At 67.6% G+C, this 23,397-nt stretch carries 20 protein-coding genes; 11 read left to right on the forward strand and 9 right to left on the reverse strand.

The genetic code is table 11. The annotated features are described in order from the left end of the window. Nucleotides 1-50: 50 nt before the first annotated feature. A complete protein-coding gene (locus tag J2852_RS17000; protein ID WP_209877625.1) occupies nt 51-461 on the forward strand; it encodes a DUF1344 domain-containing protein in 411 nt (136 codons plus the stop codon). Nucleotides 462-527: 66 nt separating this feature from the next. On the opposite strand, the gene J2852_RS17005 is transcribed toward J2852_RS17000, so the two are convergent. The 3 genes from J2852_RS17005 to J2852_RS17015 form a co-directional block, all read right to left on the reverse strand. Further along, complete coding sequence (locus J2852_RS17005) at nt 528-1,046, reverse strand: hypothetical protein (RefSeq protein ID WP_209877627.1); 519 nt, start codon at nt 1,044-1,046, stop codon at nt 528-530. Nucleotides 1,047-1,191: 145 nt separating this feature from the next. Continuing rightward, a complete protein-coding gene (locus J2852_RS17010; RefSeq protein WP_425514389.1) occupies nt 1,192-2,682 on the reverse strand; it encodes a DHA2 family efflux MFS transporter permease subunit in 1,491 nt (496 codons plus the stop codon). A 255-nt stretch (nt 2,683-2,937) separates the two neighbouring features. After that, nucleotides 2,938-4,059, reverse strand: a complete 1,122-nt coding sequence (locus J2852_RS17015) for an HlyD family secretion protein (RefSeq protein WP_209877630.1) — start codon at nt 4,057-4,059, stop codon at nt 2,938-2,940. 191 nt (nt 4,060-4,250) lie between these two features. Between J2852_RS17015 and J2852_RS17020 the strand changes: the two genes are divergently transcribed. Together J2852_RS17020 and rodA are read left to right on the forward strand one after the other, a co-directional pair. Continuing rightward, a complete protein-coding gene (locus J2852_RS17020; protein ID WP_209877632.1) occupies nt 4,251-4,880 on the forward strand; it encodes a TetR/AcrR family transcriptional regulator in 630 nt (209 codons plus the stop codon). Between the two features lie 175 nt (nt 4,881-5,055). After that, on the forward strand, nt 5,056-6,228 hold the full coding sequence (rodA, locus tag J2852_RS17025; protein ID WP_209877634.1) for a rod shape-determining protein RodA: 1,173 nt from the start codon (nt 5,056-5,058) through the stop codon (nt 6,226-6,228). 158 nt (nt 6,229-6,386) lie between these two features. Here rodA and J2852_RS17030 read toward each other — a convergent pair whose 3' ends face one another. From J2852_RS17030 to J2852_RS17050, 5 genes are all read right to left on the reverse strand, one after another. Next, nucleotides 6,387-7,691, reverse strand: a complete 1,305-nt coding sequence (locus J2852_RS17030) for a hemolysin family protein (protein WP_209877636.1) — start codon at nt 7,689-7,691, stop codon at nt 6,387-6,389. A gap of 24 nt (nt 7,692-7,715) precedes the next feature. Continuing rightward, complete coding sequence (locus J2852_RS17035) at nt 7,716-8,321, reverse strand: exopolysaccharide biosynthesis protein (protein ID WP_343206768.1); 606 nt, start codon at nt 8,319-8,321, stop codon at nt 7,716-7,718. A 202-nt stretch (nt 8,322-8,523) separates the two neighbouring features. Then, nucleotides 8,524-9,705: a sensor histidine kinase gene (locus J2852_RS17040; RefSeq protein ID WP_209877640.1), complete on the reverse strand. Its 1,182-nt coding sequence runs from the start codon at nt 9,703-9,705 to the stop codon at nt 8,524-8,526. 17 nt (nt 9,706-9,722) lie between these two features. Next, complete coding sequence (locus J2852_RS17045) at nt 9,723-10,823, reverse strand: cobalamin-dependent protein (RefSeq protein ID WP_209877642.1); 1,101 nt, start codon at nt 10,821-10,823, stop codon at nt 9,723-9,725. A 326-nt stretch (nt 10,824-11,149) separates the two neighbouring features. Then, nucleotides 11,150-11,584, reverse strand: coding sequence for a response regulator (locus J2852_RS17050; RefSeq protein WP_209877644.1), 435 nt, complete (start codon nt 11,582-11,584; stop codon nt 11,150-11,152). Nucleotides 11,585-11,825: 241 nt separating this feature from the next. On the opposite strand from J2852_RS17050, the gene J2852_RS17055 reads away from it, so the two are divergent. Both J2852_RS17055 and J2852_RS17060 read left to right on the forward strand, forming a co-directional pair. Continuing rightward, entirely contained in the window at nt 11,826-13,964 is a 2,139-nt protein-coding gene (locus J2852_RS17055) for an ATP-binding protein (protein WP_343206769.1), read from the forward strand. Between the two features lie 52 nt (nt 13,965-14,016). Further along, on the forward strand, nt 14,017-14,616 hold the full coding sequence (locus J2852_RS17060; protein ID WP_209877648.1) for a transcriptional regulator: 600 nt from the start codon (nt 14,017-14,019) through the stop codon (nt 14,614-14,616). 123 nt (nt 14,617-14,739) lie between these two features. On the opposite strand, the gene J2852_RS17065 is transcribed toward J2852_RS17060, so the two are convergent. Further along, nucleotides 14,740-15,255: a helix-turn-helix domain-containing protein gene (locus J2852_RS17065; RefSeq protein WP_343206770.1), complete on the reverse strand. Its 516-nt coding sequence runs from the start codon at nt 15,253-15,255 to the stop codon at nt 14,740-14,742. 540 nt (nt 15,256-15,795) lie between these two features. Here J2852_RS17065 and fliF point away from each other — a divergent pair. From fliF to flhA, 6 genes are all read left to right on the forward strand, one after another. Next, nucleotides 15,796-17,460, forward strand: a complete 1,665-nt coding sequence (fliF, locus tag J2852_RS17070) for a flagellar basal-body MS-ring/collar protein FliF (RefSeq protein ID WP_209877650.1) — start codon at nt 15,796-15,798, stop codon at nt 17,458-17,460. 4 nt (nt 17,461-17,464) lie between these two features. After that, a complete protein-coding gene (locus tag J2852_RS17075; RefSeq protein ID WP_209877652.1) occupies nt 17,465-18,223 on the forward strand; it encodes a FliH/SctL family protein in 759 nt (252 codons plus the stop codon). A gap of 38 nt (nt 18,224-18,261) precedes the next feature. Beyond that, nucleotides 18,262-18,591, forward strand: coding sequence for a flagellar motor switch protein FliN (gene fliN, locus J2852_RS17080; protein WP_209877654.1), 330 nt, complete (start codon nt 18,262-18,264; stop codon nt 18,589-18,591). Then, nucleotides 18,588-19,502 (forward strand): motility protein A, encoded by a 915-nt coding sequence (locus J2852_RS17085; protein ID WP_209877655.1) that lies wholly within the window; start codon nt 18,588-18,590, stop codon nt 19,500-19,502. The genes fliN and J2852_RS17085 overlap by 4 nt, the downstream gene beginning before the upstream one ends. Before the next feature lie 3 nt (nt 19,503-19,505). Next, nucleotides 19,506-21,032 (forward strand): sigma-54-dependent transcriptional regulator, encoded by a 1,527-nt coding sequence (locus tag J2852_RS17090; protein WP_209877657.1) that lies wholly within the window; start codon nt 19,506-19,508, stop codon nt 21,030-21,032. 170 nt (nt 21,033-21,202) lie between these two features. Next, nucleotides 21,203-23,374 (forward strand): flagellar biosynthesis protein FlhA, encoded by a 2,172-nt coding sequence (gene flhA, locus J2852_RS17095; RefSeq protein WP_209877660.1) that lies wholly within the window; start codon nt 21,203-21,205, stop codon nt 23,372-23,374. The last annotated feature ends 23 nt before the right edge of the window (nt 23,375-23,397 follow it).

A 23,397-nucleotide genomic window follows, 5' to 3' on the forward strand; every position in this document is an offset into this window, starting at 1 on the left:
GGAGCGCCAGTGCATGGGCGCATCCCATGGAGGAAACCAGGGAGACTTTTATGAACAAGTTGATCGCCGCCACCGCCGCCGTTCTGATGATGGCCGGTTCCGGGATGGCCGTGGCGCAGACAAGCTCCACGACCGGCACGACCTCCAGCGGCACCGCCGCCACTACGCAGAACGCGCAGACCGCCACCGGCACGGTCAGCAAGATCGACCGCAGCAGCCAAACCCTGACCATGCAGGACGGCACCAAGTACAAGCTGTCCTCGAACGCCGACGTCGCCAAGGTCAAGGAAGGCGATCAGGTGCGCGTGCAGTACCAGACGCAGGGCTCCGACCGCATGGCGATGCAGGTGACGCCGGCCACCGGCTCGGCGGGCTCGTCTTCTTCGACAACGGGGTCCAGCTCCTCGGGCATGTCCGGTTCGACCAGCACGAGCCCGAGCGGCACCCAGCAGAAGCAGTAACCGATTCCCCCCAACCTCGCACGGGGCGGCGCCGATTCTTCCCTCAAGGGCGGCGCCGCCCTTCCTTTATCCTTCCGAGGCGCGGAAGTTCAGCAGGCTCGGCGCCTTGTCGATGATCTCTTCCAGGATCAGCGACGCCGTTTCCAGGTCGCGTTCCAGGTCGTTGCCCAGCTTGCCGGCGTAGTTGGGGCGCTGCAGCTTCTCGTGCGCGTCGTGTAGGCTGCGCAGTTCCGACACGAAGATTTCGCGTGCGCCCATCGGCAGGATCGGGTTGGCCGACAGCACGAAGAAGAACCGCATGCTGGCGCGCACCAGCAGGGCCAGCATCACCGTGTCCAGCCGCTCGAACTGGTCGCGCAGATCGTCGGAGCGGTTGTCCACGAGGTTGCGCAGCCGCTGCTCGATCAGGATGACGAGCGCCTGGAACTCCCCCACCTTGTTCCGGAACTCCCGATAGGCGCCGAAGCTGTGCTTGCTCGCCTCATGCTCGGCGAGCTGGGCGAGCTTGGCGGCCTCGCGGCACTGCCGCTCCAGCGCGCTCAGCAGTTCCTTGACCTCGGCGCGGGTGTATTGGCGTTTGCTCATGGTGACCGGGGGCCCTTCAACCGACGGCCCGCCCTATACCACGAAGGAACGCTCCGGGTCACCGGGGCGTGTTGTCGTCGGTCGCCTTATCGCCGTGATGTGCGCGGCGTGCAGGGCGTCCGTCGTGCAGATTTCATCGAATTTTTTAATGATCGGCTGCCACCGGCTTCCCCGGACGGCGCACCAGCGGCATGAGCAGCAGGGCGGCGAAGAACACGCCCGCCATCACCAGCAGGCAGTCGTTGAAGGTCATCACCATCGCCTCGCGCTGCACCAAACCGACCAGACGCTTCACGGCGGCGGCCTGGGGATCGGCGACGAGGCCGTCGAAGGTCGCGGCCAGACCGTTGATGGTCTGCTGCACCTGCGGACGGGCGAGGTTCAGGTTGTCGCCCAGCCGGTTCATGTGCAGCGCCAGCCGGTCGATCAGCACCGTGTTGATGGCCGCGAGGCCGATGGCGCCGCCGAGGTTGCGCATCAGGTTGTAGAGGCCCGAGGCGTTCTTCAGCTGCTCCGGCGGCAGGGTGCCGAGCGCGATGCTGTTGATCGGGATGAAGCACAGCATCAGCGAGAAGCCGCGCACCGCCTGGGGCAGGAACAGCTCCCAAAAGCCGGCCTCGGCAGTCAGGAAGCTGTTCAGCCAGACGCCGGTGCCGAACAAGGTCAGGCCCATGGCCAGCATGACGCGCAGGTCGAGCTTCTTCGACAGGGCGCCGGCAACGGGGGCGGACATGAACTGGAAGGCGCCGGTCACGAACATGATCGTGCCGATCTGCAGGCTGTTGAAGCCGCGCACCCGCGCCAGGAACAGTGGCTGCAGATAGACCGCGCCGTAAAGCCCGATGCCGATGATGAAGCTGTAGAGCGACCCGATGGCGAAGTTGCGGTCGAGGAAGGCGCGCAGTTCCACGATGGGATTCCGGTAGGTCAGGACCCGCCAGAAGAAGCCGACGCCGGCCAGAGCCGTGACGACGGCGAAGATCGCCACATACTCGTCCGCGAACCAGTCCTGGCGGGGGCCTTCCTCCACCACGAACTCCAGGCTGCCGAGGAAGGCCGCCATCAGGCCGAGGCCAAGGAAGTCGAAGCCCTTGCGCAGGCCCGGATTGGGCCGGTCCACGTCCACCAAAATCCACACCAGCGAGGTCACGACGATGCCGGGGATGACGTTGGCGAGGAACAGCCAGTGCCAGGAGAAGCTTTGCGTCAGCCAGCCGCCCAGCGTGGGGCCGAGCGTCGGCGCCATGGTGGCGACGAGGCCGATCATCACCGACACGCCCGCGCGCTTTTCCGGCGGAAACAGGGAGAAGCTGGTGGCGAACACGGTCGGGATCATGGCGCCGCCGATGAAGCCCTGGAGCGCCCGCCAGACGATCATGGATTCGATGCTGGAGGTGAAGGCGCAGGCCACGCTGGTCAGCGTGAAGCCCGCCGCCGCGATGGTGAACAGCACGCGCGTGGACAGGATTCGCGCCAGCATGCCGGACAGCGGGATCATCACCACCTCGGCGATGAGGTAGGAGGTCTGCACCCACGAGATTTCGTCGGAACTGGCCGCGAGGCCCGCCTGGATTTCCGAAAGCGAGCTGGAGACGATCTGGATGTCCAGGATCGCCATGAACATGCCGACGACCATGGCGAGGAAGCCCGCCCAGTCGCGGCCGGTGACTGGCCTCGATTGAGGGGGGCGCACTTGGGGGGGAATGGCGGGGGAGCCCGCCGCGTCCCGGCCCGCGGGGGACGGGGGAGTCTGGGACCGGGACGCGGGGGCCGCGCCGCCCGACGCCGCAGTGGGGGCTGCGTCGCGGGCGGAGAGTGTTTCGTTGCTGTCCGTGGTGGACGTCATGGGTGCCCTCCCCCAGGGCGAAACTGTGTTGCGTTACTTATTGCGTTACTTGGACGCGACCGCCTGTCCGGGGTGGAAGGCGCCGAACACGGAACCGGCGACGTGCGGACGATCCTCCGCGCCACGGGTGTCAACCTCGGCGACCACGGACAGGCCGGGGCGCAGAAGGCCGGACAGCGCGTTGTCGCGCGGCAGGGCGATGCGCACCGGCACGCGCTGGACGATCTTGGTGAAGTTGCCGGTCGCGTTCTCCGGCGGCAGCAGGCTGAACTGCGAGCCCGAGGCCGGGGCGAAGCTCTCCACCTTACCGTCCAGGTGCTTGCCCGGATAAGCGTCGATCTCCACCGTCACGGATTGGCCGGGTCGCATGCGGGCGAGCTGGGTTTCCTTGAAGTTGGCGACCACATAGACGTCCGGCAGCGGCACCAGCGAGAGAAGCTGCACGCCCGGACGGGCATACTGGCCGACCTGGACGCCCCGGTTGCCGACGACGCCGTCCACCGGCGCGTGGATGACCGTGTTGGCGAGGTCGTTGCGGGCCGACTGCAAGGTCGCCTCGGCCTGACGCAGGCGCGCCTCGGTTTCCGTCCGACTGGCGTTCAGCACGCCGATCTGGTCCTTCTCAGCCTCCAGCGCGGCGCGGGAACGGTTCACCTGGGCCATCGCCTTACGGAGATCCGCCTCGACGGTTTCCAGCTTCTGCCGGCTGGCCCAGCTGTCGCTGGCGAGCGAGCGGGTGCGGTCGAAATCCTGCTGGGCGCGGCGCTGCTCGGCCTCGGCGCTGGCGAGGGTCGCGGCGGCTTGGTCGATCAGCGCGCGCTGAAGTTCCAGCTTGCTGTCGATGGTGCCGAAGGCGGCCTTCTGCGCGGCGACGGCGGCCTCCGCCTCGGCGACCTTGGCGCGGAAGTCCTGATCGTCGAGCACGGCCAGAACGTCGCCCGCGTTCACCTGCTGGTTCTCGGCCACGCGGACCTCCCGCACATAGGCGGAGACCTTGGGGCTGACCACGGTGATGTCGCTGTGGACATAGGCATTGTCGGTCGATTCGATGAACCGACCTTCGGTCCACCAGTGCCAGCCGCCGAACCCGCCGCCCACCAGGGCCGCCGCCGCGACACCCGTCAGCACGATCTTTCGAACGCCCTTTGCCCGACCGCTCTCTGCCATTGTCCTGATCCCGTCCCTGCGGTTCCGAAACTGAACCGTTCAGTTTAGTCTTGCAGCAAGATGGGTCAGCCCCCACCTCTTGTCAAGGGTGAACTGGACGGTCTAGTTTTCACGATAGGGATTGTGGTTAAATGCGGAACGCGGTACGGCCCCGGAACGTTGCCGAACAGGTTTCAGGACGCGAGGAGCGCATGAGCACACTGGTTGCCCCCACCCCCGAGGCAGGGTCGAAGCCGGCCCAGATCCTGGAGGCCGCCGGAAAGCTGTTCCTGGAAAACGGCTATGGGGCCGTCAGCATGGACGCGGTCGCCAAGACGGCAAACGTGTCCAAGGCGACGCTCTACGCCCATTTCGGCAGCAAGGATGAGCTGTTCCGCGCCATGGTCGCCTGCGAATGCCGCGGCAACGCGATCATGTCTGTCTGCGAAGAGGCCAAGGGCCTGGATTTGGCCGAGGGACTGCGTCTAATCGGGCGCCATTTCAGCACAATGGTACTGTCGCCCAAGGCGCTGGCCGGCTATCGCGTGGTGGTCGGCGAGGCGCACCGCTTCCCCGAGCTGGCGCACGCCTTCTACGACGCCGGCCCGGCGCGCACCATGGAGCAGATCGTCGGCTACATGGCCTGGGTCAACGAGAAGGGCCTGCTGGCCATTCCCGACCCGCAGCTCGCGGCCGAGCAGTTCGTCGGCCTTATTAAGTCCCACACGCACCTGCGCTTCCTCCTGTGCCTGACCGAACGGCCGACCGACGCGGAGATGGAGCGCATTCTGGACGGCGCGGTGAACCTGATCATCAAGGGGTATGCGCCGCCGGCGTCGTGACCGGCAGCGAACCACTGTCAGCAAACGCCGGCAACAAACCTTGGCATCCGTGGCTTTTCCGGGCGGCGGGGCCGGGGCCGCTTTACCCGGCGGCGGGCGTGGTGCAGTATCCGGCGCGCTAGACGGGCCCGCGCAATCAGGCTGATGGGCCGCTCGGATACGAAGAACGTTTCTCATGGTCGCGCTGCTTTCGAACCACGGGTCCGGTGGGCTTGCCCCGCAACGTCCGGAGCTGACGCTCGGCGCCAAGTTCCGCATGATCAACTGGGGCCTCGTGCTTCTGGTCTGCATCATCACGTCGGTGGGCGTCGCCCTGCTCTATTCGGCGGCCGGCGGGCACTGGAGGCCGTGGGCGCAGCCGCAGCTGGTCCGCGCCATTCCCGGCCTGTTCCTGATGCTGGCGATTGCGCTGGTGGACATCCGGCACCTGATGAAGTCGGCCTACGTGATCTTCGTCATCGTGCTGTGCCTGCTGATCGCGGTGGAGCTGATGGGCCGCATCGGCATGGGCGCGCAGCGCTGGATCGACCTGGGCTTCTTCCAGCTGCAACCGTCAGAGCTGATGAAGCCGGCGCTGGCGCTGGCGCTGGCGCGCTACTTCCACGGCGTGACGCTGGACCAGATTGGCCGGCCGCTGCTGCTAATCCCGCCGCTGCTGCTGGTGTTCACGCCGGTGGCCCTGGTGCTGATGCAGCCGAACCTGGGCACGTCGATGCTGCTGATCCTGGGAAGCGGCGCTGTGTTCTTCGCGGCCGGCGTGCGCATCTGGAAGTTCATGGTCTGCATCGGCGGCGGTCTGGCGGCCATCCCCATCGCGTGGGAATTCCTGCACGACTATCAGAAGCAGCGCGTCTACACCTTCCTCGATCCGGAGACCGACCCGCTGGGGGCCGGCTACAACATCCTGCAGTCGAAGATCGCGCTGGGCTCCGGCGGGCTGTTCGGCAAGGGATTCATGTCGGGCTCGCAGAGCCAGCTGATGTTCCTGCCGGAAAAGCACACCGACTTCATCTTCGTCGTGCTGGCCGAGGAATTCGGCATGGTCGGCGCGCTGGCGCTGCTGGCGCTGTACCTGCTGCTGCTGATCTATGGGGTGGTGATCGCGCTGAGCTGCCGCAGCCAGTTCGCCCGGCTGGTGGCGGTCGGCATGACGACGCAGTTCTTCCTGTATGTCTTCGTCAACGTCGCCATGGTGATGGGCGTGATCCCGGTGGTGGGCATCCCGCTGCCGCTGGTGTCCTACGGCGGGTCGGCGATGTTGACGCTGATGATCGGCGTCGGGCTGCTGCTGAGCATGTCCGTCCACCGGGAAGTCCGCATTCCGAAGAGCGGCGTGACGGACATGTGAGGCGGGCCTCTTTTGAGGGTAAACACCCCTGTCCGTCATGACCGGGCTTGACCCGGTCATCCACACCACCGCCGAGCGTTTCTGCCCCGGCGTGGATGCCCGGCTCAAGGCCGGGCATGACGTCAAGAGGAGAGTAGTCCCCTCGAAGAGGGAATGCCTTAGCCCTCCGACACTTCCTCGTTCATCTGGATCAGCACCTTGTCGATGCGGCGGCCGTCCATGTCGACGACCTCGAACCGCATGCCGCCCCAATGGAAATGCTCGGCGGCCGTGGGCACATGGCCCAGCTGGTCCAGCATGAAGCCGGCAATGGTGTGGTAGTCGCCCTCGCCTTTCAGGCCACGCACGCCGACCAGGGCTTCCACCTCCTCAATGGGGGTCATGCCGTCCACCAGCCAGGAACCGTCCTCGCGCTGGATGGCGCCGCCGTCGGCCTCCTGACCCTGTTCGGGCATCTCGCCGGCGATGGCCTCCAGAATGTCGGTGACGGTGGCGATGCCCTCGACGCTGCCGTACTCGTCCACCACCACGGCCATGTGCACGGTGGCCTGCTTGAACAACTCCAGCAGGCGCAGGACCGGCGTGCCGTCGTGGACGATCAGCGGCTCCACCATCGCGGCGCGCAGGTTGAAGGGTTTGCCCTGTAGGGCCTGGTCGAGCAGCGCCTTGGTCGAGACGATGCCCTGCACCTCGTCCACGTCGCCCCGGCAGACGAGGAAACGGGAGTAGCCGCTCTCCTGAATTTCCCGCGCGATGTTCTCCGGCGGGTCGTCAGGGTCGAGCCAGATCAGATCCGGGCGCGGCGTCATGATCGAGCGCGCGGTGCGGTCGGACAGGCGGAAGACGCCTTCGATCATCAGGCGTTCGGCCGGCTCGAAAACGCCGCTCTGGGTGCCTTCCTTGATGAGGGACTTGACCTCTTCCTCGGTGACGGTCTGCTCGCGCGCGGTGGGCAGGCGCAGCAGCTTCATCAGTCCCTCGGTCGAGATGCCCAGCAGCCAGACCAGCGGGGCGGCGATGCGGGACAGCGTGCTCATCGGGCCAGCGACGTTGGAGGCGATGCGCTCCGCGTTCACCAGCGCCACGCGCTTGGGCACCAGCTCGCCGACGATCAGCGACAGGTAGGTGATCGCCGCGACCACCAGGGCGAAGGCCACCTGATGCCCGTAGGGGGCGAGCCAAGCCACCTCCGCGTCCAGCACGCGGCCCAGCCGCTCGGCAAGGGTGGAGCCGCCGTAGGCACCGGCGACGATGCCGACCAGCGTGATGCCGACCTGCACCGTGGACAGGAAGTTGCCGGGATCGTCCGCCAACTCCAGCGCGGCGCGGGCGCCCTTGCTGCGCTTTTCCTCCGCCAATTGTTGCAGCCGCGCCCGCCGCGACGACACGACGGCCATCTCCGACATGGCGAAGTAGCCGTTGAGCAAAATCAGCAGAATGATAACCAGCACTTCCCAGATCATGGCGTCGAGCCCGCGGGCGCTCCCTTAACCGAACATCTTGTGGAACAACAGCAAAGCGGCCTGCCCGAGCCCGAGCAGAACCGCCGCGACGATGGCGATGGCAACGAGGCCGGCGACGAGGCCGGCGATCACGAAGGCGCCATCCTTCTCGATCAGCCCCAGCGCGATCAGCGCGATGGCGAAGGCCGGGGGCTGGTTGCCGAAGACGATGGGCAGGGCCAGGACGAGAGCCAGAGCCATCACGGCCAGTCCGAGCAGCCGCTCCGCGACCGGATCGGTCAGCATGGGAAGGCGTTCGTGGAGGTGGCGTTCGACCCGGTGGATGTAGGGCTGGGCGCGGTTGACCACACGCAAGAAGGAATCGCGGTCCACCGTCGCGGCGGCGACGCGCCGGGGCAGCCAGGGCTGGTGCCGGCCGGCGGCCATCTGCGCGCCGATCAGGATCATCGGCAGGCCGGTCGCGGTGGACAGGCCGGGCACCGGCAGCACGTTGGGAATAGACAGGATCAGCAGCAGCGCCCCGAAGGCCCGGTCACCCAGGATGCCCATCAGGTCGCCCAAAGCAATGCGCGAATCGTGATCGTGCGCCAGGAAGTCGTTCAGCAGATCCGACGCGCGGCGGCGGCGCACGCCGCCCTCCAACGTCTCCGCATCCGTGGACGTCTCAGGGTGAGCCTCAGGTTGTCGGCCGTCGCTCACGACGCTCCCCGCGGATACCGCCCGGGGTTGCGGAAGGGTAAACCCATGGACCTTTCGCGGCGCAACATCAGTTGTGTCCCTTCTACAGGATCGGCCAAGCCAACGCCAGCGCGCGTGTTGGAATCACGGTAGATCAAGGGCTTGACCCACGCAGCGGAAGCTCGACCGTGAAGGTGGAGCCCTGTTCGAACTCCGAATCGACGCGGATTCGCCCACCATGCCCCTCCACGATGGTGTGGCAGATGTAGAGGCCGAGGCCGACCGTCGTCTCCCCCGCCGTACCCGGCTTGCCGGAGCGGGCGAAAGGCTGGAACAGCTGGTCCAGCTCCGCCGCCGGGATGCCCCGGCCATCGTCGGCGACCGCGATCCGGACATGGTCGGCGTCCGACGACACGGACACGCGGATGCAGGCACCCTGATCGGAATATTTGATGGCGTTGGACAACAGGTTGTTCAGCACCTGCTCCAGCTTGGCGGGGTCGATCTCGACCTCCGGCGGAAGATCGTCGGCGATGGACAGCTCGATGGTCATGGCCTTGCCTTCGGCCAACACACGGTTCATCGAGATGTTCCGCCGCACCAGTTCGGCGACGTCCGTGGGCCGGGGAACCAGCCGCAGCCGCCCCGCCTGAACCGCCGCCAGGGACAGCGCATCCTCCACCAGATGGCGCATGAACAGGCTGGATTCGCGGATGCGCTCCAGAAAGGCGCGCTCGGATTCCCCCAGCCGGTCGCCCATCCGCTTTTCCAGGAGCTGGGCGTAGCCGGCGATGACCTGGAGCGGAGAGCGCAGGTCGTGGGCCAGCATGCCCATCAGGCGGTTCTTCTGCTCGTTGCTGGCGGCCAGCTCGGCGTTGGCCTTGGCCAGCGCGCGCTGGGCGTTGGACAGGTCGCTGTTCAGGCGGGTCATCTCGTCGAACAGCGCGTCGGTGTCCAGCCCGACGGAAGGGCGCGCCTCGCCCAGCGGCTCCAGCCGGGCGGCCAGCGCGGGGTTGCGCGGGGCCAGCCGGTCGGCCATCGGCCGCACGGCGCCGGGCGCCCGCGCCACGGCCAGGACAAGGCCGGTCTCGTCCCGGCGGCCGGAGACGTAGAGCGGCCCGCTCTCCTCCAGCAGGGATTCCAGCGGGCGGTCGAGCACCATGCCGGTGCGGCGTACGTCGGTGAAGAGATCGAGCGCCCGCCCGACGGCGTCCAGCCCGAACATCATCGGGAAGGGCTTACCGGGCTTGGGCCGCAGATTCGGCAGGCCGGCACCGACCGGGTGGCTGGCGCGCAGGCGGCCGTCGAGATCGCAAGTCAGCACAAGGCCGTCCATCGGCGCTTTTTCCACCCCTAATCGGCGCTGGCGATGGCCACCGCGTCGGCGGCGCTGGAGGCGAAGCCATCGGCGCCGACCGTCCGCCAGAGGTCCGGAACGAGGTTGAACGGATAGCCGCCGACCAGAATGCGCAAGGGTCGATTTCCCGGCGGGCGATCCGCCAGATCCGCGCGCACGGCGGCAATCAGGTCCGCGACCGCGCCGACATGGGCGGTGATGGTCGCGGAAATGGCCAGCACCGAAGCACCCCGCTCCTCCACCGCGCGGACGATGCTGCGCGCCGGGGTGTTCGCGCCGAGATAATAGGTGTCCCAGCCGGCCATTTCGAAGAAGTCGGCGACCATGCGGATGCCGATCTCGTGCAGTTCGCCGCTGACGCAGGTGGCGATCATGGAGCGGTTGCAGCGCTCCGCCGCGAAGATGCGCGGGTAGAGCATGGACATCACGCCCTGCGTGGCCGCCGTGGCGAAATGCTCGTGCGCGACGGAGATGGCGCCCGTCTGCCAGAGCCGCCCGACCTCGCGCAAACACGGCTGGAAGACGTGCAGGTAGGCGTCGCGCACCGCCATGCCGCCTTCGACACGGTCGAGCACCAGCGCCGAGGCCCGCCGCCGGTCGCCGGCCAGCAGGGCGCCCAGATAGTCGCGCGCCACGTCCGCGAAGGGCGCGTCGTCCTCGATCAGGCACGGTAGTTCCACCGGCATGTCGGGCAGCGCCGTCAGCGCGGCCCCGATGCAGGCCCGCACCCGCTCGGCAGTCGGCGCATCCACGCGGGCAACCACGACGTCGCGAAGGATTTCCAGGCTTTCGCCCAACTCTTCGACGGGAATGCCGAGGTTCGAGAAGAGGATCTTGACCCAGGCGGCGTATTCGCGGAACAGGTCCGGGCTGCCGGCGGCCACGGCCTCGGCCAGATAGAGGACGTGATAGCGCAGATCCTCGACGCATTTGTCCCGCCCCGCCTCGCCATAGCGGGCGTAGAGCGCGGGCCAGCGTTCGAACTGGATGGCGACCACGGCGCGGGCGATGTCCTCGCGGCGCGCAACGATGGGGTTGCCGGCGGAGTTGCCGGCTGGCCGAACCCCACCGCTCACCGCTCGGACGGTTTCAAGCATCACCGCTCCACTCCCGTCTCGATTGTTCGCTTGCCGATGATAAATGCGGAAGCCGCCCCGGCTTTGCAACGGGGCGACCGGCATAGACGCCCATGCGGGATGGGCATGATCGCATTGTGAATCATTGCGCGGGTTGAGCAGAAAGCCCGCTCCGCACGATGAGAAGAAATTGCGATTTCTGTTTGAAAATCAATGTCTTGGGCGCGTTTTCCGTGTGCGTCCGTTGTGCAGCCGACGCACAACCAATCGTGCACGAAAGGATGCGCGCTTTGTATCGGTCAACGCAACAGATTATCGGCGAATGCCGCAGGCGCCCGCGCCCCGTCCTACTTCGTCTTCTGCACGGCGAAGGTCAGGCGCTTGATGAGATCGGCCTTGGACACCGGCTTTACGAGATAGCCGGAGATGCCATAGGCGATGGCGCGCTTGACGGTTTCGGCCTCGCGATGAGCGGTCAGGACGACGACGGGGAGATCGGCCAGGGGATTGCCGGTCGCGGTGCGCAACGCGTGCAGCAGGTCGAGCCCGCCCATGCGCGGCATTTCCAGGTCACAGATGGCGAGATCGATGTTGTCCTGCTGGTCGCGCAGGATTTCCAGGGCCTGCATGCCGTCCGACGCCTCCCACACCATGCGGACCTTGAGATCCTGGAGCAGGCGGGACACCAGACGGCGGGTGAAGGCGTCGTCCTCGATCAGAAGCACGCCGAGATCGTTGATGGAGCGGATCCGCTGTCCGCCGTTCGCGTCGTCGAGCGCCATTCCCAACCTCGTACCGCATCCTGCCCCGTGGCCACCGCCCGCACGCAGCGGTTCCGATGCCGTTTTCGACGTCAAGAAAATGCTTTCGACAGGCGAAAGTCCAGAGTTTTGCTCAACCGCACTGGTCGATTGCGTCCCGCGATACTCCGGACGGAGGTTGGCGGCGGGGGTTGGGCTTGGCATTCCTCCGCGCGACCGCCTATGTTGGGTCCGTTTCGAACAACGCCCGAGCCCAGCCGCCGTGCCCGCTCCGTTCCCCCCCAGCGCATCCGAGACCGAGGACCGGCTACCCGGCCTGCCCGGCTCCGACGTTCTGGCCGAGGTGGTCGAGGCGACCGGCGCCGGCATCACCGTGGCCGACCCGACGCAGCCGGACACGCCGCTGATCTATTGCAACCAGGCCTTCCGCGAGATGACCGGCTATGCGGCGGAGGAGCTGATCGGGCGCAACTGCCGCTTCCTTCAGGGGCCGGACACCGACCCTGCCACGGCGGTGGAAATCGCGGCCGCGCTACGGGCCGGACAGCCGGTGTCGGTGGAAATCCTGAACTACCGCAAGGACGGCACGCCCTTCTGGAACGCGCTGTCGGTCCGCCCGATTCCGGACGCGGAAGGGCGGGTGCGCTGGTTCGTGGGGTCGAGCCTGGACGTGACGCGCCGCCGCCAATCGGAGCAGGAACTGCGCGACGCCCAGGACCAGCTGACCAAGCTGGCCGCCGAGACCTTCGCCCTGGCCGAGGATCTGGACCGCGCCCGCGAGGAGGCCGACGCCGCCCGGATATCCGCCGAGAACGCCAGCCGCGCCAAGTCCCGCTTCCTGGCGATGATGAGCCACGAGCTGCGCACGCCGATGACCGCCGTGATCGGCATGGGCGACCTGCTGATGGGCACGCCGCTGACCGACCAGCAGAAGGGCTTCGTCAAGACTCTGCGCTCGTCAGCCGACACGCTGCTGGCGATCCTGAACGACATCCTGGACTTCTCCAAGATCGAAGCCGGGCAACTGGAGCTGGAGGAGATCGACTTTTCCCTGCACCGGCTGGTCGAGGACGTGGTGCAGCTGTTCCTGGTGCGCGCCGCCGCCAAGGGGCTGACGCTCACCGCCTCCATCGCCGAGGACACGCCCCGCCACGTGCGCGGCGACCCGACGCGGCTGCGGCAGGTGCTGTTCAACCTCGTCGCCAACGCCATCAAATTCACCGACCGGGGCGGCGTCGAGATCGCCGCCTGGTGCCCGGACAGCGACGGCAACGAGATGCTTCTGCGCTTCGAGGTCGCCGACACCGGCATCGGCATGACCGAGGAGCAGCGCGCCCGCCTGTTCGAGGCCTTCGTCCAGGCCGACGCCTCCACCAGCCGCAAGTACGGCGGCACCGGCCTGGGGTTGGCGATCTGCAAGCGGCTGGTCGAAGCGATGGGCGGGGACATCGGCGTCGCCAGCGCGCCGGGTCGCGGGTCCACCTTCCGCTTCGCGCTCAAGGTCCGCCGGGCCGAGGCGCCGCCGCCCGCCGACATGCTTGGCCGCCCGCACACGGAGCTGGTCGGGCCGCAGGCACCGGCGGAGGTGCCGGGAGCGGATGCGGTGTCGCTGCGGCTGCTGCTGGCCGAGGACAACGACATCAACCGCATGCTGATCTCCGCCATGCTGACGCGGATGGGCCATCGGATCGACGCGGTGACCGACGGGCGCGCGGTGATCGCGGCGTTGCAGGCGGCGGAGTATGACGTCGTGCTGCTGGACATGGAAATGCCGGTGATGGACGGCCGCTCCACCGCGCGGGCCATCCGGCGGATGAGCGGTCCGGTGTCGCACCTGCCGGTCGTCGGCATCAGCGCCGACGCATTGCCGGAGCATCGCGACGGGCACATGGCGGCGGGTCTGGACGCCTATTTGACCAAGCCGGTGGACTGGGACCATCTGAACGCGGTCATCGTCGATCTGGCGACCCGCCCGCGCGACGGCCGCTCCGTCCCCGTGCCCGCCCCGGCGGAGCATGTGCCGGAGCGCGACCTGTTCGCCCGGCTGCCGCTGGTGGACCGGGTGAAGCTGTCGGAGCTGCGGCTGGCGCTGGGGTCGGAAAGCCTGGACGGCATGCTGCGCCTGTTGCCGGAAACGGCGATGCGGGAACTGTCGGCGGTGCGTTCGGCCCTTCAGGGCAACCGGCCGCGCGACCTGCGGCAGGCGGCGCACACGCTGGCCGGGCTTGCCGCCAACTTCGGCACGCCGCGCATGGCCGCCATCGCCCGCGCGCTGAACGACAATTACACCGACGCGGACAAGGTGGCGGCGCTGGTGCCGCTGCTGGAGAACGCCGTGGAGGCGACCAGCCGCGCCATCACCGATCCGGACATCGGCGGCGCGCCCGCAGGGCTGAGCTGATATTCCCCGCCGCCCGTTGTTTCACGCGCGGGCGATCTGCTAAACGGGTGCCATGGCACGCCGACGCAGCGGGTCGCCCCGCGTTTCCCACCCGGACCAGTTCGATCTGCTCGAATTCCCCGAGCCGACCGCCGTCCTGCTCACCTATTCCGGCCGCACGGTCGATCTTGAGGCGCCCGATTTCGGCCCATTCGAGATCGAGGACATCGCCCGGCCGCTGGCCTATCAGTGCCGCTTCGTCGGCAACACGCGGGCCTTCTTCAGCGTCGCCCAGCATTGCGTCCTGGCGAGCCACCTCGCGCCGGAAGGGTACGAGTACGACGCCCTGATGCACGACAGCGAGGAGGCCTTCACCGGCGACTGGCCGACGCCGTGGAAGGCGCGCATCGGGCGCGACGCCATCCGCGCGGCCATCGCGCCGATCAAGCAGGCGCTCGCCAAGCGCTTCGGCTTCCGCTATCCGGAGCCGAAGGCGGTCAAGCTGGCCGACCAGCGCGCGCTGGCGACCGAGCTTCGCGACCTGTGCGCGCCGCACCGGGTCAACTGGCAGGATCTGCCGCCGGCGGCCGAGGCCCCCATCGTCCCGCTGGGGCCGGAGGAGGCAATGGCGAACTTCCTCGACCGCTACCGCGAACTGAAGCCCAACCGTTAAAGCGAATTTGCATTCGCTTTAGATTCATATGGCCTCATTTGCCGGCCGGGCTTCGGACGCACGGGCGTCCGGGACCGCCGTCGCGGTCCAGAGCGGATCAAAATCCGCTTTAAGCCCTGGCCGTCAAGCCTGCCCCACCGTCTGGCCGGTGGCGCCACGGCCACGGCGTCCGCGCGCGGCGGCCTGCCGCATGGCGAGGTCGTCGTTCGCCCCCTGCCCCGCTTCCGACTGGGTCGCGCAGCGTTCCGCCAGTTCGCGGATGGCGGCGCGGACCTGCGGGTCGCGGATGTTCTGGAAGTAGCGCGCCAGCATCAGCGCCTCGCGCGAACGCAGCGTGCCTTCCGACTCCTCCGCATGGCCCTCCGCCGCGCCCTCGTGGGCGGCGCCGCGCTCCTCCAGGCCTTCGAAGAAGACCGAAACGGGGACCCGGAAGAATTGGGCCAGTTTGAACAGCCGGCTGGCCGAGACACGGTTGAAGCCACGCTCGTACTTCTGAAGTTGCTGGAACGTCAGACCGAGGGCCGAGGCCACATCGCTCTGGCTGAGACCGGCCAGCATGCGCAACTCGCGCAAGCGCTGCCCGACGAAGACATCGACCTCGTTGAGGCCTTCCTTCTTTTCACGACCGCGTTTTTTCACAGCGTTCCCCATGCGTTTATGGTGTTCGGGACCGACGCCCGGCCATGCAGGAGAAGGCGCCACCCAAGAAAGATTCCGTGTCGCCCATGCCTGGACAATTTTGGCATCGCGCAAGCGTCCATTGCAACTCAGCTATGACGACGCGAGTGCAAAGTCAACCTCTGCTGTGCCGTTTACTACCTCAGATACATAGGTGTCTGTCGATGGCAGGCCCTTCGCATGGTGTTTTCATCTGAACTTTCGGAGTAGTCCTGCGGGACAGCGCGCAAACGGCGAAGGACGCAAGAAAGCTTCCACGAACCGGCAGCGATCGGGCGTGGCGAGCCCGCGACAGTAGGCACATTTTGCCGGGCACTGGGCAATTTCTGCCCAGGAATTAACCCTCTATTCATCAAGAGAAAGCAGCATGCCCGCTGAAGTAGACCCCGGCGCGGAATTTGCAGCCACTTTGCTGCGCCTGCGAAGCAAAGCGTGCAAAGGGTAAGGGCCTGAGATCAGGCGCCTGCCGCCGACGCCGGGGCATCGATCGGGGACACGGGCGTGAACAACCTGCTGCAGACCTTGCGCAATCTCGGCCCCGCTCGCCTCGCGGCGATCGGCGGCGTGGGCATCCTGCTGATCGGGTTCTTCATCTATCTGACCACGCGCCTCTCCACCCCGGAGATGGAGCTTCTCTACGCCGAACTCCAGCAGACCGAGGCGGCGGCCATCGCCAAGAAGCTGGAGGAGGCCAAGGTCCCCTTCACGGTGGACAAGACCGGCACCAAGATCATGGTCCCTTCCGATCAGGTCGGGCCGACGCGAATGAAGATGGCCGCCGCCGGCCTGCCGTCGGGCGGTTCGGTCGGGTACGAGCTGTTCGACAAGGGCGAAGGCTTCGGCGCCACCAGCTTCATGCAGAACATCAACCACCTGCGCGCGCTGGAAGGCGAGATGGCGCGCACGGTGCAGACGCTGAACGGCGTGCAGCAGGCCCGCGTGCATCTGGTGCTGCCCAAGCGCGAGCTGTTCGCCCGCCAGCAGAACCCGGCCACCGCCAGCGTCTTCCTGAAGCTGCGCCCCGGCGCGCAACTGACCCGCGAGAACATCCAGGCGATCCAGCACCTGATCGCCGCGTCGGTCCCCAACCTCGACCCCGGCCACATCTCCATTGTGGACGACAAGGGCAAGCTGCTGGCGCGCGGCACCGGCACCGACAGCCCCGACGCCATGCTGGCCAGCGCCGAGGAAAAGAAGACCGCCTACGAGGGCCGGCTCGCCCGCACCATCGAGGATCTGCTGGGCCGCACGCTCGGCTACGGCAAGGTGCGCGCGGAGGTGTCGGCCGACCTCGACTTTGACCGCATCACCACGCAATCGGAGATCTTCGATCCGGAAAGCCAGGTCGTCCGCTCCACCCAGACGGTCAACGAGGCCAACGAAAGCAGCGATCGCGACCCGCTGCAGCCGGTCACCGTGGACCAGAACCTGCCGACGTCGCAGTCAGGCAACAACGCCGGCCCGATCTCGCAGAACAAGCAGAGCCGCAACGAAGAGACGATCAACTACGAGATCAGCCGCACCACCAAGAACCACGTCCGCGAGACGGGGCAGGTGCGCCGCCTGTCCGTGGCGGTGCTGGTGGACGGCACCTATGCGCCGCCCAAGGACGGCAACCCGGCGGCCTATCAGCCGCGCAGCGAGCAGGAAGTCGAGAGCATCAAGGCTCTGGTCCGCTCCGCCGTCGGTCTGGACGCCGTGCGCGGCGACACGCTGGAAGTCGTCAACATGCGCTTCTGGTCGCCGGAAGACGACATGCAGAAGCCGGAGGAACTGTTCCTCGGCATGACCAAGGACGACCTGTTCCGCATCGCGGAGATGGTCGTGCTGGGCATCGTCGCCGTGCTGATCATCCTTCTGGTCATCCGCCCGCTGATCACCCGCGCCTTCGACCGCGCTGACCAGCAGGAGGAGGACGAGATGGACAAGCTGCTGGCCGACCAGTCGGGCATGCCGGCGGCGCTCGCGGCCCCGACCGGCGCGCTGGCCCAGGATCTGGCGCTGGAGGCCGCGCAGGCCGACGAGGATCTGGAACAGATGATCGACATCAACCGCGTCGAGGGCCGCGTCCGCGCCTCCTCGCTGCGCAAGGTGGGCGAGATCGTGGAGAAACACCCGGAGGAAGCGGTGTCGATCCTGCGCAACTGGCTCTATCAGGAGAGCTGAGGCGATGAGCTCCGTCCGCAAGTTCCTGTTCGACGAATCCTTCGACGTGGACGCGCCCCCCAGGGTGCAGATGCAGGTCGAGGACGATTACCTGGAGCCCGAGCCGGAACCGCTGCCCGAACCGGAGCCGGAAATCCCGCCGCCACCGGTCTTCAGCGAGGAGGAGCTGGCCGCCGCCCGCGCCCAGGGCTACGCCGAGGGCGAGACGGCCGGCAAGGGCATCGGCTACGGCCAGGGCTTCGTGGAAGGCAACAACGCCGGCCGCAAGGAAGGCTACGAGCAGGCCAGGACGGAGATCGAGGCAACCGTCAACGCCCGCATCGCCAACGCCCTCGATCAGATCGCCGGCGGCGTGCAGCAGCTGATCGCCGCGCGCGCCGCCACCAACGCCATGCGCGCCGACCAGCCGGTGCACATCGCGCTGGCCATCGTGCGCAAGCTGATGCCGGAACTGGCGCGGCGCGGCGGGCTGGCCGAGGTGGAGGCGATGGTGCGCGCCTGCCTGACCGACCTGATGGACGAGCCGCGCCTGGTCGTGCGCGTGGCCGACGACACGGTCGATCTGGTGCGCGAGCATCTGAACGAGATGATCCAGGGGCGCGGCTTCTCCGCGACCCTGATGGTGGTCGGCGACCCGACGGTCGCCCCCGGCGGCTGCCGCATCGAGTGGGCGGAAGGCGGCATGGAGCGCGACACCGCGCGCTTGCTGGCCGACATCGAACACCGCGCGGCCGGTTTTCTGGAAGCACCGGCGCCCGTCTGACGGGTTGTCGTTTCTGACGGGTATTGGAGAGTATTGAGATGGCCAAGGACAGCTTCTCCCTCGACGATCTGGACGGCGGCGCGCGCAACGACGTTTCGGAGTACGACACCGGGCTCGGCCCGGCGAAGGATCTGGAGGCCGTCTACGACATTCCGGTCCAGATCTCGGCCGTGCTGGGCAAGTCCACCATGCAGGTCAGCCAGCTTCTGAAGCTCGGCCGGGGTGCGGTGGTGGAGCTTGACCGCAAGGTCGGCGAGGCCATCGACATTTACGTGAACAACCGTCTGGTCGCGCGCGGCGAGGTCGTCGTCGTGGAAGACCGGCTGGGCGTGACCATGACCGAAATCATCAAGTCGGATCGCGGATGAGCGCCACGCGGGACACCGTCGAGAGCACCCGGCCCCGGGAATCAAAAGGTGGCGGGGGCAAGACCGGGGCGAGCGCCATGTCGCCGGGCCGGGGCGCGCGTCTGCGCGGCGGCGTGGACGTGGCGACGCTGGTCGGGCTGGCGGCGGCGGCGGGGGTCATCCTCATCGCCATGGCGGCCGGCGGGTCTTTGCGCGCCTTCCTCGACCCGCCCTCGCTGATCATCGTGCTGGGCGGCACGATGGCGGTCACCACGGCGTCCTTCTCGCTGGGCGACGTGGCCGTGGCGTGGCGCGACGCGGGTGCCGTGCTGATCCACCAGACCCACGACCCGCGCGGCGTGGCCCGGCAGGTCCTGCTGCTGGCCGAGGCCGCCCGGCGCGCGCCGGAGACGCTGAAGAACCTGCTGCCGGAACTGCGCGGCGAGGTGTTCCTGCACCGCTGCGTCACGCTGGTGTCCGAAGGGCTGCCGCCCGACGACATCGAGCGGATGCTGACCGGCGAGGTCGAGGCGTCCGGGTCCAGCCACGTCAAGAGCGCCGGCGTGCTGCGCCGCGCGTCGGAGGTGGCGCCGGCCATGGGCCTGATCGGCACGCTGGTCGGCCTCGTCCAGATGCTGGGCAGCCTGAACGACCCGTCGGCCATCGGCCCGGCCATGGCGCTGGCCCTGCTGACCACCTTCTACGGCGCCGTCCTCGGCAACGTCGTGCTCGCCCCCCTGGCCGCCAAGGTGGAGCGTTCGGCGGAAGAGGACGCGCTTATCAAGACTCTCTACACCATCGGCGCCGTATCCATCGCGCGCCAAGAGAACCCACGGCGTTTGGAGATGCTTCTCAACGCCGTCCTGCCGCCTGGAAAGCGGATTCAGTACTTCGACCGGGACTCCGACCGGGGATCTCCGAGGGGAGCGTAAACGATGCGTCTGCTGATCGTTGGAACGTTGGAAGGATACATCACCGCCGCCGGCAAGATCGCCATGCAGCGCGGCGCGAAGGTGTCCCACACCGACAGCATCGAGGGTGCGCTCAACGCCTTGCGCGCCGCCGCCGGTGCCGATCTGGTGATGATCGACGTCAAGCTCGACATCGCCCAGTTCATCGTCAGTTTGAAGGCCGAGCGCATCACCATCCCGGTGGTCGCCTGCGGCATCGGCACCGACGCGGCCGCCGCCGTGAAGGCGATCCGCGCGGGCGCCAAGGAATACGTCCCGCTGCCCCCGGACGCGGAGCTGATCGCCGCCGTGCTGGAGGCGGTGGCCGAGGAAAGCCACGCCATCGTCTGCCAGGACCCGGCCATGCTCGCCACGCTGCGGATGGCCGATCAGGTCGCCCCCAGCGATGCGTCCGTCATGATCACCGGCGAAAGCGGCACCGGCAAGGAGCTGATGGCCCGCTACATCCACCGCAAGAGCCGGCGCGCCGACCAGCCCTTCGTCGCCGTGAACTGCGCGGCCATTCCGGAGAACCTTCTGGAATCCGAACTGTTCGGCCACGAGAAGGGCGCCTTCACCGGCGCCGTCGCGCGGCGGCTCGGCAAGTTCGAGGAAGCCAACAACGGCACGCTGCTGCTGGACGAGCTGTCGGAGATGCACCCGCGTCTTCAGGCCAAGCTGCTGCGCGCCATCCAGGAAAAGGAAATCGACCGCATCGGCTCGTCCCAGCCGGTGAAGGTCAACGTCCGCCTGATCGCGACCTCCAACCGCAACCTGGAGAACGAGGTTCGGTCCGGCAACTTCCGCGAGGACTTGTACTTCCGCCTGAACGTCTTCAGCGTCGGCATCCCCAGCCTGCGCGAGCGGCCGGAAGACATCCCGCTGATCGCCGACCATTTCCTGAAGAAGTACGCGGCGGCCAACGGCATGGGCGAAAAGCGCCTGTCCGACGACGCGCTGATCATGCTGAAGGCTCACCACTGGCGCGGCAACGTGCGCGAGCTGGAAAACACCATGCATCGCGCGGTGCTGCTGTCCAAGGGCGAGACGGTCGGCCCCGAGGCCATCATGCTGACCAGCCAGCTTCTGGCCCCGGAAGGCTCGGCCCAGGCGTCGATCCCGCAGAATTCGCCGGTCGCGAACCCGTTCGCCGGGCCGGGGGGCACCGTGCCGGCCGCACCGCCGCGCGGCTACGCCCCGCCGCCTCCCCCGCCGCCGGTCGCCTCGGCGCCGCCTTCCTCGCTGCCGCTGCCGACCAGCTACGCGCCGCCACCGGCGGGCGCCAACGGCAATGGCGCCCCCAGCGGTCTGGCCGCCCTGGTCGGCCGCACCGTGGCCGAGGTGGAGCGCGACCTGATCATCGGGACGCTGTCGCACTGCCTGGGCAACCGGACGCACGCGGCGAACATCCTGGGCATCTCGATCCGCACGCTGCGCAACAAGCTGAAGCAGTACAACGAGGAAGGCATGTCCGTGCCGCCACCGGGCAGCGAGGAACGCGCGGCGGGGTAGCGATATCCCCCTCTCCCTTGATGGGAGAGGGGTTGGGGTGAGGGTGGCGCCGGCGAAAGCCAGCTGGTCTCTTCCCGCTCTTCGAGCGGTAACGACCCCCCATCCCAACCCTTCTCCCACAAGGGGAGGAGGGCTTCGAAGAAACGGGGGACGCGGGGGAACAGGAGAGCATGGCGCTCACCGAGCACACCAATCCGGACGGCGGCGGGGGCGGCGGAAGCGGCAACATGGCCGCCTTCGGCGAGATGTTCGAGGTCGCGAAGCGCTCGCTGAAGCGCGGCGACATCGTCATGGCCGCCGGCATCATGCTGATCGTCGTCGGCCTGATCCTGCCGCTGCCGCCGATGCTGCTCGACATGATGCTCGGGCTGAACGTCACGATCTCCATCCTGATCCTGATGGTCGTGCTGTTCATCGAACGGCCGCTCGACCTGTCGTCCTACCCGACGATCCTGCTGATCACGACGCTGCTGCGCCTGTCGCTGAACATGGCGTCCACGCGCCTGATCCTGACGCACGGGCACGAGGGCACACAGGCGGCGGGGCACGTGATCGAAGCCTTCGCCGGCTTCATCATGGGCGGCGACTTCATCATCGGCGTGATCGTCTACGCGATCCTGACGATCGTGAACTTCAAGGTCATCACCGCCGGTTCGGGGCGTATCGCGGAAGTGGCCGCGCGCTTCACCCTGGACGCCATGCCCGGCAAGCAGATGGCCATCGACGCCGACCTGTCGGCCGGCCTGATCGACGAGGCGACCGCCCGCGCCAAGCGCAAGGAGCTGGAGGACGAGAGCGCCTTCTTCGGCTCCATGGACGGTGCGTCGAAGTTCGTGAAGGGCGATGCCGTCGCCGGGTTGATGATCATGTTCATCAACATCATCGGCGGCGTGGCGCTGGCGGTCCTGCGCTACGACATGCCGGTGCTGGAGGCGCTGGACACCTTCACCAAGCTGACCATCGGCGACGGTCTGGTGTCGCAGATCCCGGCGCTGGTCATCTCCATCTCCGCCGGCTTTCTGGTGTCGAAGGCCGGCGTCGGCGGTTCCACCGACAAGGCGGTGGTCGGCCAGCTGACCGGCCACACCTCCGCGCTGGCTCTGTCGGCCGGCGCCATCGGCCTGCTGGCGCTGATGCCGGGCATGCCGATGCTGCCCTTCATCCCGGTCATCGCGGTGATCGGCGGTGCCGCCTGGTACCTGCCCCGGATGCGCGCCAAGAAGGAGGAGGAGGAAGCACTCGCCGCCGCCGAGGAGGCCGCCGGCTTGGGGCCGGGCGGCGGTGCGGCCGCCCCGGTGGCGGATGAGCCGATCTCCACCGCGCTGGCCATCGACCTCATCCGGCTGGAGCTGGGCTACGGCCTGCTGTCGCTGATCAACCAGCCGCAGGCGGGCAGCCACCGGCTGACCGACCAGATCAAGGGCCTGCGCCGGCAGATCGCCGGCGAGGTCGGCTTCGTCATGCCGGCGGTGCGAATCCAGGACAACCTGCAGCTTCCGCCCAACAGCTACATCATCCGCGTCAAGGAGATCGAGGCGGGGCGCGGCGACATCCGGCCGAACATGCTGCTGGTCATGGACCCGCGCGGCGACGCCATGAGCCTGCCCGGCGAGCAGACGGTGGAGCCGACCTTCGGCCTGCCGGCCATCTGGATCGAGCCCGGCTACCGCGAAGAGGCCCTGTTCAAGGGCTACACCGTCGTCGATCCGTCCACCGTCGTCACCACGCACCTGACGGAACTCATCAAGGACAACATGCCCGAGCTGCTGTCCTTCACCGAGACGCAGAAGCTGCTGGACGAGCTGGACAAGGAGCACCAGAAACTGGTCGCCGACGTGGTGCCCAGCCAGATCACCGTGGGCGGTCTCCAGCGCGTTTTGCAGAACCTGCTTGCGGAACGCGTCTCGGTACGCGATCTTGCCACCATCCTTGAGGGCGTTTCGGAGGCGGCGAGCCAGACCCGCAGCATCACGCAGATCACCGAGCACGTGCGTACACGCCTGGCGCGGCAGATTTGCGACGCGAACATCAACGAGATGGGATTCATCCCGCTCGTCACCCTCTCCCCGGAATGGGAGCAGGGGTTCGCGGAATCGCTGGTGGGCGACGGCGACGACCGGCAGCTGACAATGGCGCCGAGCCGCCTGCAACAGTTCATCACTTCGGTCCGCCAAACCTTCGAGCGACACGCCATGATGGGCGAGACCCCCGTCCTGTTGACCAGCCCCCTGATCCGGCCCTTCGTCCGTTCCATCGTGGAGCGGTTCCGGCCGGCGACCGTGGTCATGTCGCAGAACGAGATCCACCCCAAGGCGAAGATCAAGACCCTGGGGCAGATCTGATGGCATGCGCCGTGAACGACACC

Origin of the sequence: Azospirillum soli (genome assembly GCF_017876165.1) — a bacterium.
In the GTDB taxonomy this organism is placed as follows: domain Bacteria; phylum Pseudomonadota; class Alphaproteobacteria; order Azospirillales; family Azospirillaceae; genus Azospirillum; species Azospirillum soli.

What these genes read in the sequence shown, in the direction of transcription:
- J2852_RS17000 (WP_209877625.1), top strand. Translation starts at nt 51, where the DNA reads ATGAACAAGTTGATCGCCGCCACCGCCGCCGTTCTGATGATGGCCGGT.
- J2852_RS17005 (WP_209877627.1), bottom strand. Translation starts at nt 1,046, where the DNA reads ATGAGCAAACGCCAATACACCCGCGCCGAGGTCAAGGAACTGCTGAGC.
- J2852_RS17010 (WP_425514389.1), bottom strand. Translation starts at nt 2,682, where the DNA reads ATGGTCGTCGGCATGTTCATGGCGATCCTGGACATCCAGATCGTCTCC.
- J2852_RS17015 (WP_209877630.1), bottom strand. Translation starts at nt 4,059, where the DNA reads ATGGCAGAGAGCGGTCGGGCAAAGGGCGTTCGAAAGATCGTGCTGACG.
- J2852_RS17020 (WP_209877632.1), top strand. Translation starts at nt 4,251, where the DNA reads ATGAGCACACTGGTTGCCCCCACCCCCGAGGCAGGGTCGAAGCCGGCC.
- rodA (WP_209877634.1), top strand. Translation starts at nt 5,056, where the DNA reads ATGGTCGCGCTGCTTTCGAACCACGGGTCCGGTGGGCTTGCCCCGCAA.
- J2852_RS17030 (WP_209877636.1), bottom strand. Translation starts at nt 7,691, where the DNA reads ATGATCTGGGAAGTGCTGGTTATCATTCTGCTGATTTTGCTCAACGGC.
- J2852_RS17040 (WP_209877640.1), bottom strand. Translation starts at nt 9,705, where the DNA reads ATGGACGGCCTTGTGCTGACTTGCGATCTCGACGGCCGCCTGCGCGCC.
- J2852_RS17045 (WP_209877642.1), bottom strand. Translation starts at nt 10,823, where the DNA reads ATGCTTGAAACCGTCCGAGCGGTGAGCGGTGGGGTTCGGCCAGCCGGC.
- J2852_RS17050 (WP_209877644.1), bottom strand. Translation starts at nt 11,584, where the DNA reads ATGGCGCTCGACGACGCGAACGGCGGACAGCGGATCCGCTCCATCAAC.
- J2852_RS17060 (WP_209877648.1), top strand. Translation starts at nt 14,017, where the DNA reads ATGGCACGCCGACGCAGCGGGTCGCCCCGCGTTTCCCACCCGGACCAG.
- J2852_RS17075 (WP_209877652.1), top strand. Translation starts at nt 17,465, where the DNA reads ATGAGCTCCGTCCGCAAGTTCCTGTTCGACGAATCCTTCGACGTGGAC.
- fliN (WP_209877654.1), top strand. Translation starts at nt 18,262, where the DNA reads ATGGCCAAGGACAGCTTCTCCCTCGACGATCTGGACGGCGGCGCGCGC.
- J2852_RS17085 (WP_209877655.1), top strand. Translation starts at nt 18,588, where the DNA reads ATGAGCGCCACGCGGGACACCGTCGAGAGCACCCGGCCCCGGGAATCA.
- J2852_RS17090 (WP_209877657.1), top strand. Translation starts at nt 19,506, where the DNA reads ATGCGTCTGCTGATCGTTGGAACGTTGGAAGGATACATCACCGCCGCC.
- flhA (WP_209877660.1), top strand. Translation starts at nt 21,203, where the DNA reads ATGGCGCTCACCGAGCACACCAATCCGGACGGCGGCGGGGGCGGCGGA.